The organism is Chlorobaculum thiosulfatiphilum (assembly GCF_006265165.1).
GTDB lineage: Bacteria > Bacteroidota > Chlorobiia > Chlorobiales > Chlorobiaceae > Chlorobaculum > Chlorobaculum thiosulfatiphilum.
In genome coordinates this window covers 26,991-41,848 of sequence record NZ_VDCH01000009.1, presented here as the reverse complement: position 1 = coordinate 41,848, position 14,858 = coordinate 26,991, and the positions used below count along the sequence as shown (strand labels likewise).

The 14,858-nt window shown below is 59.4% G+C and carries 17 protein-coding genes; 7 read left to right on the top strand and 10 right to left on the bottom strand.

The window, feature by feature from the left end; all coding sequences use genetic code 11:
• The first annotated feature begins 63 nt into the window (after window positions 1-63).
• From fni to FGF66_RS05865, 7 genes are all read left to right on the top strand, one after another.
• On the top strand, window positions 64-1,137 hold the full coding sequence (gene fni, locus FGF66_RS05895) for a type 2 isopentenyl-diphosphate Delta-isomerase (protein WP_139456750.1): 1,074 nt from the start codon (window positions 64-66) through the stop codon (window positions 1,135-1,137).
• Window positions 1,138-1,148: 11 nt separating this feature from the next.
• A complete protein-coding gene (locus tag FGF66_RS05890; RefSeq protein WP_139456749.1) occupies window positions 1,149-2,147 on the top strand; it encodes a polyprenyl synthetase family protein in 999 nt (332 codons plus the stop codon).
• A 58-nt stretch (window positions 2,148-2,205) separates the two neighbouring features.
• Entirely contained in the window at window positions 2,206-3,354 is a 1,149-nt protein-coding gene (gene dprA / locus FGF66_RS05885; RefSeq protein WP_139456748.1) for a DNA-processing protein DprA, read from the top strand.
• A gap of 210 nt (window positions 3,355-3,564) precedes the next feature.
• Entirely contained in the window at window positions 3,565-4,044 is a 480-nt protein-coding gene (locus tag FGF66_RS05880; protein WP_246046599.1) for an OmpH family outer membrane protein, read from the top strand.
• Window positions 4,045-4,062: 18 nt separating this feature from the next.
• Window positions 4,063-4,608 (top strand): LPS export ABC transporter periplasmic protein LptC, encoded by a 546-nt coding sequence (gene lptC / locus FGF66_RS05875; protein WP_281279055.1) that lies wholly within the window; start codon window positions 4,063-4,065, stop codon window positions 4,606-4,608.
• Window positions 4,609-4,629: 21 nt separating this feature from the next.
• The gene (panD, locus tag FGF66_RS05870) at window positions 4,630-5,016 is read left to right on the top strand and encodes an aspartate 1-decarboxylase (RefSeq protein WP_139456746.1); all 387 of its coding nucleotides are present in this window, start codon (window positions 4,630-4,632) and stop codon (window positions 5,014-5,016) included.
• Between the two features lie 33 nt (window positions 5,017-5,049).
• Complete coding sequence (locus FGF66_RS05865; RefSeq protein WP_139456745.1) at window positions 5,050-5,793, top strand: sugar phosphate nucleotidyltransferase; 744 nt, start codon at window positions 5,050-5,052, stop codon at window positions 5,791-5,793.
• A gap of 129 nt (window positions 5,794-5,922) precedes the next feature.
• On the opposite strand, the gene FGF66_RS05860 is transcribed toward FGF66_RS05865, so the two are convergent.
• The 10 genes from FGF66_RS05860 to infB all read right to left on the bottom strand — a co-directional run bounded on the left by FGF66_RS05860 (window position 5,923) and on the right by infB (window position 14,814).
• Window positions 5,923-7,095 (bottom strand): 6-phosphofructokinase, encoded by a 1,173-nt coding sequence (locus FGF66_RS05860; RefSeq protein WP_139456744.1) that lies wholly within the window; start codon window positions 7,093-7,095, stop codon window positions 5,923-5,925.
• 51 nt (window positions 7,096-7,146) lie between these two features.
• Entirely contained in the window at window positions 7,147-7,641 is a 495-nt protein-coding gene (locus FGF66_RS05855) for a VOC family protein (protein WP_139456783.1), read from the bottom strand.
• A complete protein-coding gene (locus FGF66_RS05850; RefSeq protein WP_139456743.1) occupies window positions 7,622-7,975 on the bottom strand; it encodes a hypothetical protein in 354 nt (117 codons plus the stop codon). Before FGF66_RS05850 ends, FGF66_RS05855 begins: the two co-directional genes overlap by 20 nt.
• 12 nt (window positions 7,976-7,987) lie before the next feature.
• On the bottom strand, window positions 7,988-8,575 hold the full coding sequence (gene gmk / locus FGF66_RS05845) for a guanylate kinase (RefSeq protein ID WP_139456742.1): 588 nt from the start codon (window positions 8,573-8,575) through the stop codon (window positions 7,988-7,990).
• A 4-nt stretch (window positions 8,576-8,579) separates the two neighbouring features.
• Window positions 8,580-9,467 (bottom strand): YicC/YloC family endoribonuclease, encoded by an 888-nt coding sequence (locus tag FGF66_RS05840; RefSeq protein WP_139456741.1) that lies wholly within the window; start codon window positions 9,465-9,467, stop codon window positions 8,580-8,582.
• Window positions 9,468-9,539: 72 nt separating this feature from the next.
• Window positions 9,540-9,809, bottom strand: a complete 270-nt coding sequence (gene rpsO / locus FGF66_RS05835) for a 30S ribosomal protein S15 (protein ID WP_069808597.1) — start codon at window positions 9,807-9,809, stop codon at window positions 9,540-9,542.
• 60 nt (window positions 9,810-9,869) lie between these two features.
• Window positions 9,870-10,835, bottom strand: coding sequence for a bifunctional riboflavin kinase/FAD synthetase (locus FGF66_RS05830; RefSeq protein WP_139456740.1), 966 nt, complete (start codon window positions 10,833-10,835; stop codon window positions 9,870-9,872).
• A 13-nt stretch (window positions 10,836-10,848) separates the two neighbouring features.
• Window positions 10,849-11,574: a tRNA pseudouridine(55) synthase TruB gene (gene truB / locus FGF66_RS05825; protein ID WP_139456739.1), complete on the bottom strand. Its 726-nt coding sequence runs from the start codon at window positions 11,572-11,574 to the stop codon at window positions 10,849-10,851.
• Between the two features lie 27 nt (window positions 11,575-11,601).
• The gene (gene rbfA, locus FGF66_RS05820) at window positions 11,602-11,964 is read right to left on the bottom strand and encodes a 30S ribosome-binding factor RbfA (RefSeq protein WP_139456738.1); all 363 of its coding nucleotides are present in this window, start codon (window positions 11,962-11,964) and stop codon (window positions 11,602-11,604) included.
• Between the two features lie 18 nt (window positions 11,965-11,982).
• Window positions 11,983-14,814 carry a translation initiation factor IF-2 gene (gene infB, locus FGF66_RS05815; protein ID WP_139456737.1) on the bottom strand — a complete coding sequence of 944 codons (2,832 nt, stop codon included), beginning with the start codon at window positions 14,812-14,814 and terminating at the stop codon, window positions 11,983-11,985.
• Window positions 14,815-14,858 lie beyond the last annotated feature (44 nt).

Here is a 14,858-nt window from a genome sequence, read left to right as displayed (position 1 = left end):
CCATAAGTTATACTTTACAGAGCACCTCTGAAAATCGTTCAAACCAGAAGCGGCCATCCGCCCATGCAAGAAGCAAGCGCAACCATAACCGCTGAACGCAAGCACAGCCACGTCGATATCTGCCTGAACCGCGAGGTCTGTTTCGACCTTCAGGATACCGGCCTCGGCGCGTGGAGGTTCGAGCACAACGCCGCGCCGGAGATCGATTCCAAAGAGATCGACCTCTCGACGGAGTTCCTCGGCAAGAAGATCGACCTGCCGATCATGATCTCTTCGATGACCGGCGGCTACGGTGACGCCCTCGCCCTGAACCGCACCCTGGCCGAAGCTGCCGAACGCTTCCGCATCCCGCTCGGCGTGGGCAGTATGCGCCAGGCGCTCGAAGGCTCGTCGCACCGCGAGAGCTTTTCGATTGTGCGCAAATCCGCGCCGACGGCGCCCATCTACGCCAACATCGGCGCGCCCGAAGTGGCCGCCGGACTGAGCCGCGAGCAACTCTCGATATTGATCGACCTCATCGAGGCCGACGCGCTGATCGTGCATCTCAACCCGGCGCAAGAGCTGTTCCAGCCTGAAGGCAGCACCGACTTCAAGGGATTTCTCGACAAGCTGAACGACATTACCGCCACCATCGACGTGCCGGTGATCGCCAAGGAGGTGGGCTGCGGCATCTCGGCGAGCGCCGCGCGGAAGCTCGCTGACGCGGGCGTCAAGGCCATTGACGTGGCCGGAGCGGGCGGCATAAGCTGGCAGAAGGTCGAAGAGTGCCGCTATCTCGACCGCTTCGGCAATGAGGAGCGCTTCAGCCCGTCGGCGCTGGGCGAGCTGCTGAACTGGGGCATCCCGACCGCCGAGTGTCTGACCGGCATCGCGGCGCTCAAGCAGCACAACCCACAGTACGCCGCGCTTGGCGTGATCTCGTCGGGCGGCATCCGCAACGGCCTTGACGTCGCCAAGTCGATCGCCCTCGGCGCAAACATCGCCGCCTCCGCGCGGCACATGCTCGTCGCGCTCCACGCCGGAACGCTCGACGAGACCATCCGCGCATGGTCCAGCGACCTCAAGGCGGCGATGTTCCTGACCGGATCGGCCAGTATCGAAGCACTGAAACGAGCAACTATCAATCACAAACCCTGAGCACCGGAGCCATGACTTTACAGATAACCCAGGAGCAGGTTGAATCCAAGTACCGTCAATACCACTCACGAATCAACGAAGCCCTTGCCCGATGCTTCCAGAAAGAGAGTCCCGCCACGCTCTACGGCCCGGCTCGCTACATCCTCGAAGGAAAGGGCAAGCGAATCCGTCCGTTCCTGACGCTGCTCGCCTCGGAAGCGGTCAGCGGCTCCTGCGACAACGCGCTTGGCGTCGCCCTCGGCGTCGAGGTGCTGCACAACTTCACCCTGATGCACGACGACATCATGGATGCCGCCGACCTGCGCCATGGCCGTCCGACCGTGCACAAGCAGTGGAATGTCAACTCCGCGATCCTGTCGGGCGACATGATGATCGCCTACGCCTACGAGCTGGCGCTTCAGGCGCTCACGGCGCGGCACGCCGAGATGATCCACATCTTCAACGACGCCAACATCACCATCTGCGAAGGTCAGGCGCTCGACATGGAGCTGGAACAGCGCACGGATGTCTCCATCGCCGACTACCTCGACATGATCTCCAAAAAAACGGGGCGGCTCATTTCGGCGGCGCTCGAAGCGGGCGGCGTGGCTGGCGACGGCACACCGGAGCAGATTGCGGCGCTGGTCACCTTCGGCGAGAAAATTGGACGCGCCTTCCAGATCCAGGACGACTACCTCGACATCATGGCCGGAGACGGCAAGTCGGGCAAGGTGCCGGGCGGAGACGTCATCAACGGCAAGAAAACATGGCTCCTGCTCCGCTCGCTCGAACTGGCCACAGGCAGCGACCGCGAGCTGTTGCAGTCGATCTTCGACAACAAGGGCACCTCGCCCGACAACGTGCCCGCCGTCAAGGCGATCTTCGAGCGCTGCGGTGTGCTTGACGAGACCAGGGCGAAGATCAACGAGGATACCGAAGCGGCCTTCGCTGCGCTCGACGCCCTTCCTCTGGAGGAGGGACGCGGCTACCTGCGAGGGTTCGCCAACATCCTCATGAAGCGCGATTTCTGAGACTTTCCGGGGGGAAACCCCTCCCCCCGCCTCTCTTCAACTCCCCTGCCCCCGAACTATGACAACGACCCCTGAGCAAAGCATTGCGCTTTTGCTGCTCATTATCTCGCAGCTTCCCGGCATCGGCCCCTCAAGGGCGCGCGCCCTTGTCAACCGTTTCGGCCCGACCCCGGCGCTGCTCGAAGCGGACATCGACGCGCTGCGCCAGATTCCCGGCATCGGCGAGACCATCGCCCGCGAAACCGCCGAGCGGCTCGCAAGCCCGGCGTGGCGACAGAAGGCGCGCGAGGCGGCGGAAGAGCAGCTCGCGCGGGCTGAACGGCTGGGTGCCGCGGTCGTAACGATCCTCGACCCCGCCTACCCGCCGCTCCTGAAGGAGATTTACGATCCGCCGCTCCTGTTCTTCGCGCGCGGCAATACCGAGGCGCTCTCGCTGCCCTCGCTCGCCGTCGTCGGCACCCGCAAGGCCACGGCCTACGGCAAGCAGGCCACCGAGTTCATCTGCCGCGAAATGGCGGGCAACGGCTACGCCATCTTCAGCGGCCTGGCCTACGGCATCGACATGATGGCGCACCGCGCGGCCGTGGAGAGCGATGGCGTCACCGTTGCCGTGCTCGGCTGCGGCATCGACCGCATCTACACCGACCCCGCCGGGCGGCTCTGGCCGAAGATACTCGAACGCGGCGCGATCATCTCTGAGGAGTGGATCGGCGTCAAGCCCGAACCGGGCAATTTTCCGCGCCGGAACCGCCTGATCTCCGGCCTGACGCAGGGCACACTGATCGTCGAATCGGACATCAAGGGCGGCTCGATGATCACCGCCGCCTGCGCCCTCGAACAGAACCGCGAAGTGTTCGCAGTGCCGGGCAGCATCTTTTCCGCCGCCTCGCGCGGCGCGAACTTCCTCATACAGCAAAACCAGGCCAGGCCGGTGCTCTGTGCCGAAGACATTCTCGCCGAACTCGATCCGGCGCGAAACCCCGCGATGAAACAGACGGGAGCGCCCGAGCCGCTTGCTCTCGACATCGAGGAGTCGTGCATCGTCGAAGCGCTCCAGGCGGGCGCGATGCACATCGACCTCATCGCCGAAAAGACCGGTATGAAGATCGACGCCCTTCTGGTGCATCTTTTCGAACTCGAACTGAAATGGATCGTCGAGCAGGAGCCCGGCCAGATATTCAGAAAACGCACACCGCGAAGAGCGTAAATCCCGCGCCGCACGGCCTCGACAGGGCGTATTTGCCTTATCCTGTTTTTCTTTGGCGCAATAGTATTTTCAAACCGGAATTGTTACTTTTCGAAGTATCGATTCGATGAAAAGCCAAAGAACCGTACGCTTTGTATCATGAAACACCTAAACACACCGATAATGACAGACTTCAAAGGAATGAAAAAAGCAGTATCAGGTTTTCTGTTCATGTCACTCACTCTTGGCATGACCCTCTCGGCCCCACAGGCTTTTGCCGCTGATAATACACAGAAAATCGGCGTGGTCGATTACGGCAGGATTTTCCAGATGATGCCGGAAACCAAAACCGCCGACCAGTCTCTTCAGACGATGAAAAACCAGAGCGGCGCGGAGCTCGCAAAACAGCAGAACGCGCTCCAGAGCGCCATCCAGGCGTACCAGAAGTCCGGCAAGCCAAACGCCACCAAAGAGAAAGAGCTTCGCGCCCAGCAGGAGAACCTGCAGAAAAGCGCCATGGAAAAACAGCGGCTGCTCTCCCAGAAGGAGCAGGAGCTGATTGCGCCAATCCGTCAGAAAATCGATGCCACCGTCGCTTCGGTCGCGCAGAAGGATGGTTACGGCATGATTTTCGACAAGAGCGCCCGCGTGTATGGCGATGCCCAGTCGGACATCACCTTCAAGGTGCTCGACCAGCTGAAAATCAAGTAACACTCTCCAGGAAGCCCCTTGCATTCTCGCCGGACAACCTTTTTATTTCTGGCAATAGTGTTCAGCGCCGTCGGCTGTAGCGCTCCCAAAAAGGAGTCTCACATGCCGGCGGCTGCCGTTTCGACAAAAGATATGCCTGCTCAGGAGAGCTGGAATGTCACACTCGTGGTGTCGGATAATGGCAGGACCAAAACGATTGTCAGCGCCCGCCATGCGTCTGAATACCGTCAGGGAGAGAAACAGGAAATCCGTCTCGATGGTGGACTCAACGTACAACTGTTCGACCGTGATGGCAGCGCAACCCTCATTACGGCAGGCAGGGGTATCGTGCATGACAATCACGATATCGAAGCGTTCGACAACGTCGTCATCCGTTCGGCTGACGGCACGGTCATGCGCACCGAACACATCTGGCGCACCAGTCACGACCGCATGATTCGCTCGGACAAATATGTCACGATTTCCGGCCCCTCCCGCACCATACGGGGTTATGGCTTCGAAAGCGACGAAGCCATGAAACACTACAGGATTTTCCATGCCAGCGGTGAAGCCTTATCCAAATAATTCGACTCTGTTTGCGCCGTTATGAAATTACACATGCTCAAATCCAAGATCCACAACGCCATCGTCACCAGTGGAGACCTTGAATATGAAGGAAGCATCACCATCGACAAGGAGCTGCTCGAAATGGCCGACATGATCGCCAACGAGAAGGTGCTGGTGGTCAACAACAACAACGGCGAGCGATTCGAGACCTACATCATCGAAGGTACGCGCGGTCTGCGCGAAATCCAGCTCAACGGCGCGGCGGCCCGCTGCGCGCTGCCTGGCGACGAAATCATCATCATGACCTTCGCCGAAATGGAGCCGGAGGAGGCGCGGAACTGGCAACCGATGATCGTCATCGTTGACCGGATGAACAATCCGAAACGCCGCCACCGGGTGGGCGCGGACAACGAATATCTTGGCTGAAATTTCTCGTAACCCCTTACTTAATAAAATGTTATGAGCCTTTCAATCGTCATCATGGCCGCCGGTAAAGGCACACGAATGAAATCGGATCTCCCGAAGGTGCTGCACGAAGCGAACGGCAAGCCGCTGGTGGCCTATGTCATCGAAAAATCGCGGGCGCTCGATCCCGGCAAGATCGTACTCATCGTCGGTCACCAGGCCGAACTGGTTCAGGCGGCAACCGCTGACTTTCCTGTCGATTACGCCTTGCAGGAGCCGCAACTTGGCACCGGTCACGCCGTCATGCAGTCGGAACCGCTTCTGAAGGATTTTGAGGGAGAGGTCGTCATCCTGTCGGGAGATGCGCCGCTCTTCACCGAGCGTACGCTCAGGGAGCTGATCGATTTCCATCGTTCGCGGCAGGCGGTCGCGACGGTGCTGACTGCCGAAATGGCCGATCCAACGGGATACGGCAGAATCATCAGAAACGGCGGAGGCGAAGAGGTATTGAAAATCGTCGAGCAGAAGGATGCCACGGAGGCGGAGAAAGCGGTAAGTGAAATCAATTCAGGCGTTTACGTCTTCAACGCCGCCGAGCTTTTTTCAGCTCTGCACAGCATCACCAACAAGAACGCCCAAGGCGAATACTACCTCACCGACGTGTTCGGCATCTGCTTTGGCAAAGGCAAAAAGGTGTGCGCCTTCAAGGTAGCCGACCCCAACGAAATCCGCGGCATCAACACCCCCGAACAGCTCCGCGAAGCTGAACAGTTGCTGCTGGGCGAGGAGTATTTGTGAGAAATGAACGAGGTGGACAATGTGGACTTGGTGGACAAATTCTTCTCCCACAAGTCCCATCGGTCCCATAAGTCCCACAGCACCCAACCCCCGCAGAATCCCCGATTTCCCAGGCCGCCGCGAAACTTGCTAATACAAAAACATCGGCTTGCCCATGACGCTTCTCATCTTCGGGCGGTAGCAGCGCGGGTCGTAGAGTTCGCTGATATCGACCTGTTTGGTGTTCGTTGAGACCTCCGAAAGCGGCAGGCAGGTGTAGATGCCCTGCTGAAGCGCCACCATGACGCCGAAGGCGCCTTCGGCAACAAGCTCCACGGCAAGCTGCGCGAAGTTGAAGCCCACCATCAGGTCGAGCGCGTCGGGAATACCCGACCGCATCAGATAGCCTAGCGGCTGGCAGATCACCTCCTGGCCGGTCAGCATCGAGATGGTTTCGCGGGTCAGTTGCCCGATTCCGGCAGGCTCGTGGCCATCCTCGTCGTAGCGCCGTCCGCAATATTCGATCATCTTGCTCCCGATCATCCGCGCGCCCTCGCTGATGGCGATCATGGCGTAGCGGCTCGGATTGGCCGCCTTGTCCTGAATCACGAACTCGGCAAGGGTTTCGGGATCGAAGGGCGCTTCCGGAATGAGCGCCCGGTCAACGCCGGCCAGATAGGCGCTGACCAGGCAGGTCTCGCCAGTGCTGCGCCCGAACAGCTCGACGATGGTGATGCGCTCGTGCGAGCCGGAGCTGGTGCGGAGCTGGTGGATGTACTGAACACTCCGGGTCACGGCCGTACCAAAACCGATGCAGTAGTCGGAGCCGTAAACATCGTTGTCCATCGTTTTCGGCACGCCGATCACCTTGACCCCCTTGCGGTAGAGATGCTCGGCGTAGCCGATCGTATCGTCCCCGCCGATGACGATGATGACATCAAGGCCAAGCGCATCGATGCTGCGAAGCACATGATCGGTCAGATCGAAGTTTCCGGAGTGATGCAGGCCCGAGCGCAGCAGGTGCGGCGAGTTGCGAAGAAATGCGGGAATCTCTTTCTTTTTGAGATTGCCGGGGTTGATCCGGCTGGTATGGAGCAAGGTGCCGCCGGTGCGGTCGATTCGCCGGACAAGCTCCGGATCGAGATCGGCGATGTGCTCGGCGCGGGAAGCCAGATCGTCGGGATCGAAGGCAAGCAAGCCGTTCCAGCCCCGGCGAATACCGGTCACCCGGTGCCCCTTTTCGGCGCTGATCGTCACGATGGTCTTGATGCACGCGTTGATGCCGGGGGCGTCACCGCCGCCGGTGAGGACACCGATATGCATGACTGTTATCCCGTCGAAGGGTTGTGGAACAAGGAAACGGCGATTCCCGGCTTACTTGCGTGAGCGCCTCGTCTTTTTTACCTCGCCGGTATCGGCAAGCTCACGGCGGGAGTCCGAGGCGATTTCGCTGGCCGTGCGGGTATCGATCCTCTCCGTCGGAGACTCCAGGCCCGTGGCTTTCATGGAGTAAAACTCGATCAGGTTGCCGTCCGGGTCCATCACGAAAAAGGCGCGTCCCTCGCGGCGATGCGCGGGACGTGTAACAAGATGTACGCCGCGATCGTCGAGATAGACGGCCGCCTCATCGACCTCGGCGTCCGAGGCCAGCCTGAAGCCGAAATGATCCACGCGAATATCCCTCGCATCGGCCGAACCCGGCGTTTCCGCCTTGACCAGCACGAGCATGTCTGAATTGATCCGCAGGTAGGAAATGTTCGCCCCGGCGCGATGATCGACCCGAAAACCGAGAATTCCGGCGTAGAACTCCTCAGCCAGCCGGACGTCATTGACCCGGAGCGTGATCTGGTTAATCCCCGTCAGATTCATCTTCATCCTCGCCCTCCGCTACTTTCGTTTCGGTACTCTTTTCGAGAACATAATCGTACTCATGATCAAAATACTGCTCCACCGCCTGCTGGGAGGGTTTTTCGCGACACTCGAACTCGACGCTGATGGCGATCTGTTCGGGAAACACCTTTTCCGATTCGGACTCCGAAGCGGGGTTCCGGATCATCTCCTTGTACGGCAGCAAGCGCTCTTCGAGTTCGGCCCGCTCCTCTTCGTGAATCTCCCTTGCTTTCTTCGAAATGGCTACAACGGTTTCGTAGAGATTTTCATGCGTACTTCTCAGCTTGTTCAAATCAACTGGTTTGACCGACATGGCAATAGTGCGTTATGATTGTGGAAGAAACTCGGCGATCCGCGTGGCGACCGCATCGACGGTGCGCCCGAGATCGTCGTTGACCACGACAAAATCAAATTCTCCGGCATGGGACAGCTCCATCTCCGCCCGTTCGAGCCGCGTTTTGAGCGCCTCGGCGCTCTCGCTCTGGCGCACCTGCAAGCGGCGGGCAAGCTCCTCCATGCTCGGGGGTTTGAGAAAAACGAGCAGCGCCCGTTCTCCGAAAATGCTTTTGAGGTTCAGCGCCCCTTTCACATCGAGATCGAAAAGCAGATTGCGGCCCGCCTCGATCGCCTCGGCGGTCTTGTCGAGCAGCGTTCCGTAGAAGTTACCGAAAAAGAATTCATGTTCGATGAAGCCGTTTTCAGCAATCTTTTTTTCGAACGCTTCCCGGCTCAGGAAGTGGTAATCGACGCCGTCGCGCTCGCCGTCGCGCATCTGGCGCGTCGTGGCCGAGACCGAAAATTCGAGCGATCCGAGACGCTCCATCACGAGTTTGGCGACCGTCGATTTTCCGGTGCCTGACGGGGCCGAAAAGACGATCAGCCGACCCTGGCCAGAAACCTGTTCCGCGCTCATAGGCTTATTCGATGTTTTGAAGCTGCTCCCTGACCTTTTCGAGTTCCTCCTTGATGTGCACCACCTTCTGCGAAATATCGGCGTTCTGCGACTTTGACGCGATGGTGTTGGCCTCGCGGAGCTGCTCCTGCAGGAGGAAATTGAGCTTGCGGCCAGAGCCGCTTGAACTGTTGTTCAGCTCTTCGATGAAAAACTTGTTGTGGCTGTTGAAGCGGATGCACTCCTCGGTGATGTCGAGCCGCTCGGCGGCCATGACGATCTCCATTTCGAGCCGATCCTTGCTGTACTCGACGTCGCGTCCGGCAATGGCGCTGATTTTCGAGGCCAACCGTTTACGGATCGCTTCGAGATTACCGGCGGCAATCTCCTTGATCTCTTTGAGTGTGCGCTCGATTTCATCGATTCTCGCCCTGAAATCACCGGCAAGCTCCTCGCCCTCTTTCTGGCGCATCTCCTTGAGATGACCGATAGCTTCGACAACGGCTGACTGAGCGATGGGCCAGATTTCGTCCGGGTGCTCCAGAATGGTGTGGTCAGACTCGAAAATCTCGGAAAAACGCAGGACATGATCAAGCGTTACCGGCGCTTCGACTTCCGCCTCCCGGCGCACGGTTTCGAGAAGCGACTTGTAAGCCCTGACTTTGGAGGGATTCACGGTCACCGGCAACTGCTCGGCCTCGTCGAGCTGAAGCTGGACGAACGCCGATATCTTGCCGCGCTGGAAACTGGCGCGGATCAGCTCCCTGACCTCCAGCTCCCACGACAGCAACTGCCGCGGCAGCTTGACCCCGATTTCGGCGAAACGATTATTGACCGAACGCAGTTCGACAAGCACTTTCATGCCTTTTTCCGAACGCTCGGCGCTGCCGTATCCGGTCATGCTTTCCAACATACACTTCCCATCTTACATTCTTGAAGATACCTGCGAAGCAGAAACCCCGCAGGTTCCAGTGCACAATACCAATTATTTACGCAGATCGAGATCAGCGAGCACCTTGCGGTAACGCTCGATATCGACTTTCTTGAGGTAGTTCAGCACTCGCTTGCGCTTGCCGACCAGCATCAACAGGCCGCGGCGTGAGTGTTTGTCTTTGGGATGCTGCTGAAGATGACCGGTCAGATCGGTGATCCTGCGGCTGAACAGGGCAACCTGCACTTCCGCTTTTCCGGTATCCGTCGCAGAATCACCAAACTTCGTAATAATCTCGGTTTTGTGTTCTTTTGTCAGACCCATGATGTTTGCTGTATAATGTGTGAGTGAAAACGAAATAAAAAAATGGCCTGTAATGTAACATTATTTCTTGTATAATCTCGCTTCTTTTTTATCGAGTTCGAGCTGCGCCCGAAGTTCATCGATCGACGCGAAGCGCTGCTCGGCCCTGATGAAACCAAGCAACCGCACAATCAGAAAGCGTCCGTACAGATTGCCTGAAAAACCGATGATGTGGGCTTCCACCCTCACCTCGCCATTGTCGGCGACGGTCGGGCGGCGGCCAATGTTCATCATGGCCGGGTACTCCTGGCCGTCGATCTCGACGCTCGCAGCATAGACGCCGTGAGCCGGAAGCATTTTGCAGCTATCGGAAAGGGCAAGGTTCGCCGTCGGGAAGCCGATGGCGCGACCAAGTTTGTCGCCCTCGATGACCGTGCCGCTGATCGAGTAGGGCGCTCCGAGGCATTCGTTGGCCTCGCGAATCTCTGCCGCGTCGAGCAAGCGCCTGATCCGGGTGCTCGATACCGGTGAACCTCCGACGATCACCTCGCCGACCACATCGACGCTGAAACCGCACTCCGTGCCGAGCGTGAGCAGCGTCTCTTCACTGCCGCCCCGCTTGCTGCCGAAGCCGTGATCGTAGCCGACGGTGACATGACGCGCGCCGAGCCGCTGCACCAACACCTCCCGAATGAATGCTTCGGAGCTTTTCGAGGCGAACTCACGGTCGAAGCGCACCACGAACAAAAGGTCGATCGACATCGTCCTGAACTGGCTCACCTTCTCCTCGAAAGTGGAAAGCAGCCGCACCGCGCACCGGTCGCTGCCGTCGAGCACGATCCTCGGATGCGGCTCGAACGTCACCACGACGCTTCTGAGACCGAGTTCCTGGGCATGGCCGATCATGGAGCTGATGATCTTCCGGTGGCCGACATGGAGTCCATCGAACGAACCGATGGTCACGGCTGAAGGTTCAGCCGTCAGCTCGACCGGCATTCCGGTGGCGGGATCGAGAACCGTATCGCCCTGCAAAAATACGACGCGCATACTTCTGGCTGTTTTACTCTTCGATGGCCGATATGGCGACGCGGCCAATTTCGTCAACGATCTCGCCGACGCTCGCCGCATCCGAAAGCTGGTACTGCCCTATCGCCACCCGTTTCAACTCGGCGAGATAGCCGCCAACGCCAAGCAGTTCGCCCAGTTCGTGGGCGATCACCCGGATATAGGCTCCCTTGGAAACCTTGATGAAAAAGTGGACGTAAGGCAGCGACACTCCGGTAATGTCAAACTGGTGAATCTCTATCCGGCGAGCCTTGCGCTCTTTGACCTCCTGGCCCTTGCGGGCCAGCTCGTAGAGGCGCTGGCCGTTGTGCCAGACCGCCGAGTGCATCGGAGGCTGCTGCATCCGCTCGCCGAGCATCGATGCGGCGGCCTGGCGGATCGCCTCTTCGCCGAGATGCGACGCATCGCGAAGATCGTACTCTTCGCCCTCCGTGTCGTGGCTCGCCGTTTTGGCGCCAAGCTTGATGACCCCCTCGTAGGCCTTGTCGAGGATTTCAAGCGATGAGATGGTCTTGGTCTTGCGGCCCGTGGCGAGAATCAACAGGCCCGTGGCCTTCGGGTCGAGTGTACCGCAGTGGCCAACCTTGCGCTTCGCGCCGTGGCGCTTGTACGCGCCGCGAATCTTGGCCACCACGTCGAACGAAGTCCAGTCGAGCGGCTTGTCAACCAGCAGGTAATCGCCCTCCTCGCTGAGGACGGACATGCGACCTTGTTCGATCATCGCGCTCCCGGTTCCGGACAATTCGGGTTACTGCTGCGCTTCATCCCGTGCAGGCTTGACCGATTTGAGCAACTGCTCGATCCGGTTGGCCTGCTCGAAGAGGCGGTCTTCGTAGAACGCCAGCTCCGGAATCCGCCGGAACTGGTGGCGGATTTTCGAAGAGAGCGTTTTGCGGATCATCTTGTTTTCGGCGTGAAGATACTCCATCACCTCCGCGCGCTGCTCCTCGGAGCCGATCACGGAGACATAGACCCGCGCGATGCCGAGATCGGCGGTGATTCTCACCTCGGTCACGGTCACCAGCGGGCCGCTTCTCGGCAGCTCCTTCTCGAAAATCGCGCTCAACTCCCGCTGCAACAACGAGGAGACTTTATCGGTTCGTATCGACATGTCGGCTCTCCTTTAAGCTCAGAGCTTGCGTTTTTTCTCGACGATCTTGAAGGCCTCGACGACGTCGCCAACCTTGATATCGTCGTATCCCTTGAGGCTGACGCCGCACTCGTAGCCGGCATCGACCTCCTTGACGTCATCCTTGAAGCGCTTGAGCGAGTCGAGCTGGCCTTCGAAAATCTGCACACCGTCGCGCAGCAACCGGACTTTCGAGTCGCGCGGCACCTTGCCCTCCAGCACGTACGCGCCGCCGACGTTGCCCACCTTGGGTACGCGGAAGACCTGGCGGATCTCGATCGAACCGAGGCTCTCCTCGTGCAGTTCAGGCGACAACATGCCTTCGAGCGCCTTCTCCACATCTTCGAGCACGTGGTAGATAACGCTGTAGAAGCGCACGTCGAGGTCTTCCTTCTCGGCAAGCCGCTTGGCGTTGACGTTCGGGCGCACCCGGAAGCCGATGATGATCGCGTCCGAAGCGGCGGCGAGCAGCACGTCGGTTTCGGTGATCTGGCCGACACCCTGGTGGATAATCTGCACCTTGACCTCTTCGTTGTGAATCTTCATCAGGCCGTCGGCGAGCGCCTGGATCGAGCCGTCGGTATCGGCCTTGATGATGACGCTCAGCTCCTTTTTGAGGCCCTCCTTGATCTGGCGGGCGATGCTGTCGAGCTTGACGCGGGTGCTGCGACGGAACTCGTGCTCGCGCCTGATGACCTGGCGCTTCTGGGCCACATCACGAGCCTCCCTGTCGGACAACATCACCGTCAAGGCGTCGCCGGACTGCGGCAGGTCTTCGAAACCGAGTACGCGCACCGGCCTGGATGGCCCGGCCTCCGGAATGCGCTTGCCGCGCTCGTCCATGAGGGCCCTGACCTTGCCCATCGTGTTGCCGGCCACGAACGGATCGCCAACCTTCAGGAAACCGCGCTGCACGAGCACGGTCGAAACCACGCCCTTGCCCTTGTCGAGCTCCGATTCGACGATGATGCCGCTGGCGGGAACCTCTCTGGAAAAGTTGCCCTTCAGCTCGCGGATTTCCGCTTCGGTGAGCACCTTGTCCATCAGCTCCTTGATGTTCAGACCTTTTTTGGCCGAAATCTCCTGGCACTGGCACTCTCCGCCCCAGTCCTCGACCATCACGCCCGCTTCGGAAAGCTGCGTCTTGATCTTCTCGACGTTGGCCTCGGGCTTGTCGATCTTGTTGAGCGCCACGACGATGGGCACACCCGCCGCCTTGGAGTGGTTGATCGCCTCGATGGTCTGCGGCATGACGCTGTCGTCGGCAGCCACGACGAGGATGACGATGTCGGTCACCTGGGCGCCTCGGGCGCGCATGGCCGTAAAGGCTTCGTGACCGGGCGTGTCGAGGAAGGTAATGTGACGGCCTTTCTCGACCTCCACCTCGTACGCGCCGATGTGCTGGGTGATGCCGCCCGATTCGCCAGCCACCACGTTGCTGCGGCGGATGTAGTCGAGCAGCGAGGTCTTGCCGTGATCGACGTGGCCCATGATCGTCACCACCGGCGGACGAATCTGCATGTCCTCTTCATTATCGATCCGCTCCTCGATCGAAGTGGCCTCGATCTCGGAGATGAACTCAGCCTCGAAGCCGAATTCGAGACCGATCAGCTCGATGGTCTCCTTGTCGAGACGCTGGTTGATCGTGACGAACTTGCCCATCGAGAAGCACTTCTGGATGATCTCCTTGGCGGTCAGGCCCATCAGTTCGGCAAGCTCGTGCGGCGAGGCGTACTCGGTTACGCGCATGAGGGTCTTTTCGGCCTCGCGCATCGCCTCGGCCTCCTCGTATTCGCGCTCGCGCTCCATTCGGCGCATCTTGCGGAACTTCTGGCGGGAACCCGACGATCCGCTGTCTTCCATGCCACTGATGGTGCTCTTGATATTCTTGGAGATGACCTTGTCATCAACCTCGACCTTCTTTTTCTTCTTGCCCTTCTTTTTCTTGGCGGCTGCGGACTCTTCCCCGGCAGCAGTCGTGGTCGAAGCCTCGCCTGGAGCCTTTGCGGCTTTTTTCTTGGCCGCCTCGCCACCTTCGGTGCTGGGACTCACCGCATTTTCGAACTCTCCCTTGAGCTCGACGGCGTTCTCCCTGAAATTCTTCTTGCGGGACTTCTTTTTGCGATCCGCTTCGCTGATAACATCGATCGTACCGAGAACGGTCAGACCACCGATCTTCTGCGGCGCTTCGTAGGTCAGCATCGACTCGGGCAGCGTCTGAACCAGCAGCGTGATCGCCTCCGGCTCTTTGACCACCGCGACAGGCTCCGGTTCGGGAGCAGGCTCCGCGACCACCGGTTTCACTTCGACAACAGGCTCGACAGGCGGAGCAACGGGCGCAGGCTCCTTGGCAACCGGTTCAGTGACAGGTTTGGCGGCGGATGGCTGCTCGACAACCGGTTCCGGCTGAGGCGGCGCGACAGCGACCGGCGGTGCGGGGGGCGGTTCGACGGCAACAGGCTTGGCGGCTTCGGGAGGAATCTCGAATTTAAGTTCAGGCACATGCGCGACGGCGGGCGACGGCGGCGGGGTGCTGCTCAGGCTCTCCTTGAGCTGCTGCTCCTTTTCGTACGCTTTCCTCGACTGCTCTTCGAGCCTGGTGAGGCGCTTCTGCTTTTCAGCCCTGATCTTGCGGGTCTCATCGACCAGCTTCTTCTCCTGGCTGAAATTGCCGAAAATCATGTCGCGCATCTCCTCGCCAACCATTGAGGAGGTGGAAGCAACCTTGCCTCCTTCCTGCTTCACAAATTGCAGGACCTCCTGGGGACTGACTTGCAGCTCCCTGGCAATATCACTGATGCGGTACCTTATCTGCTTTTCCTCGATAGCCATTGGCCTCTCCTGGATGATTATCCTCTTACCGGAATTCCGCCACA

What these genes read in the sequence shown, in the direction of transcription:
- fni (WP_139456750.1), top strand. Translation starts at nt 64, where the DNA reads ATGCAAGAAGCAAGCGCAACCATAACCGCTGAACGCAAGCACAGCCAC.
- FGF66_RS05890 (WP_139456749.1), top strand. Translation starts at nt 1,149, where the DNA reads ATGACTTTACAGATAACCCAGGAGCAGGTTGAATCCAAGTACCGTCAA.
- dprA (WP_139456748.1), top strand. Translation starts at nt 2,206, where the DNA reads ATGACAACGACCCCTGAGCAAAGCATTGCGCTTTTGCTGCTCATTATC.
- FGF66_RS05880 (WP_246046599.1), top strand. Translation starts at nt 3,565, where the DNA reads ATGTCACTCACTCTTGGCATGACCCTCTCGGCCCCACAGGCTTTTGCC.
- panD (WP_139456746.1), top strand. Translation starts at nt 4,630, where the DNA reads ATGAAATTACACATGCTCAAATCCAAGATCCACAACGCCATCGTCACC.
- FGF66_RS05865 (WP_139456745.1), top strand. Translation starts at nt 5,050, where the DNA reads ATGAGCCTTTCAATCGTCATCATGGCCGCCGGTAAAGGCACACGAATG.
- FGF66_RS05860 (WP_139456744.1), bottom strand. Translation starts at nt 7,095, where the DNA reads ATGCATATCGGTGTCCTCACCGGCGGCGGTGACGCCCCCGGCATCAAC.
- FGF66_RS05855 (WP_139456783.1), bottom strand. Translation starts at nt 7,641, where the DNA reads ATGAATCTGACGGGGATTAACCAGATCACGCTCCGGGTCAATGACGTC.
- FGF66_RS05850 (WP_139456743.1), bottom strand. Translation starts at nt 7,975, where the DNA reads ATGTCGGTCAAACCAGTTGATTTGAACAAGCTGAGAAGTACGCATGAA.
- gmk (WP_139456742.1), bottom strand. Translation starts at nt 8,575, where the DNA reads ATGAGCGCGGAACAGGTTTCTGGCCAGGGTCGGCTGATCGTCTTTTCG.
- FGF66_RS05840 (WP_139456741.1), bottom strand. Translation starts at nt 9,467, where the DNA reads ATGTTGGAAAGCATGACCGGATACGGCAGCGCCGAGCGTTCGGAAAAA.
- rpsO (WP_069808597.1), bottom strand. Translation starts at nt 9,809, where the DNA reads ATGGGTCTGACAAAAGAACACAAAACCGAGATTATTACGAAGTTTGGT.
- FGF66_RS05830 (WP_139456740.1), bottom strand. Translation starts at nt 10,835, where the DNA reads ATGCGCGTCGTATTTTTGCAGGGCGATACGGTTCTCGATCCCGCCACC.
- truB (WP_139456739.1), bottom strand. Translation starts at nt 11,574, where the DNA reads ATGATCGAACAAGGTCGCATGTCCGTCCTCAGCGAGGAGGGCGATTAC.
- rbfA (WP_139456738.1), bottom strand. Translation starts at nt 11,964, where the DNA reads ATGTCGATACGAACCGATAAAGTCTCCTCGTTGTTGCAGCGGGAGTTG.
- infB (WP_139456737.1), bottom strand. Translation starts at nt 14,814, where the DNA reads ATGGCTATCGAGGAAAAGCAGATAAGGTACCGCATCAGTGATATTGCC.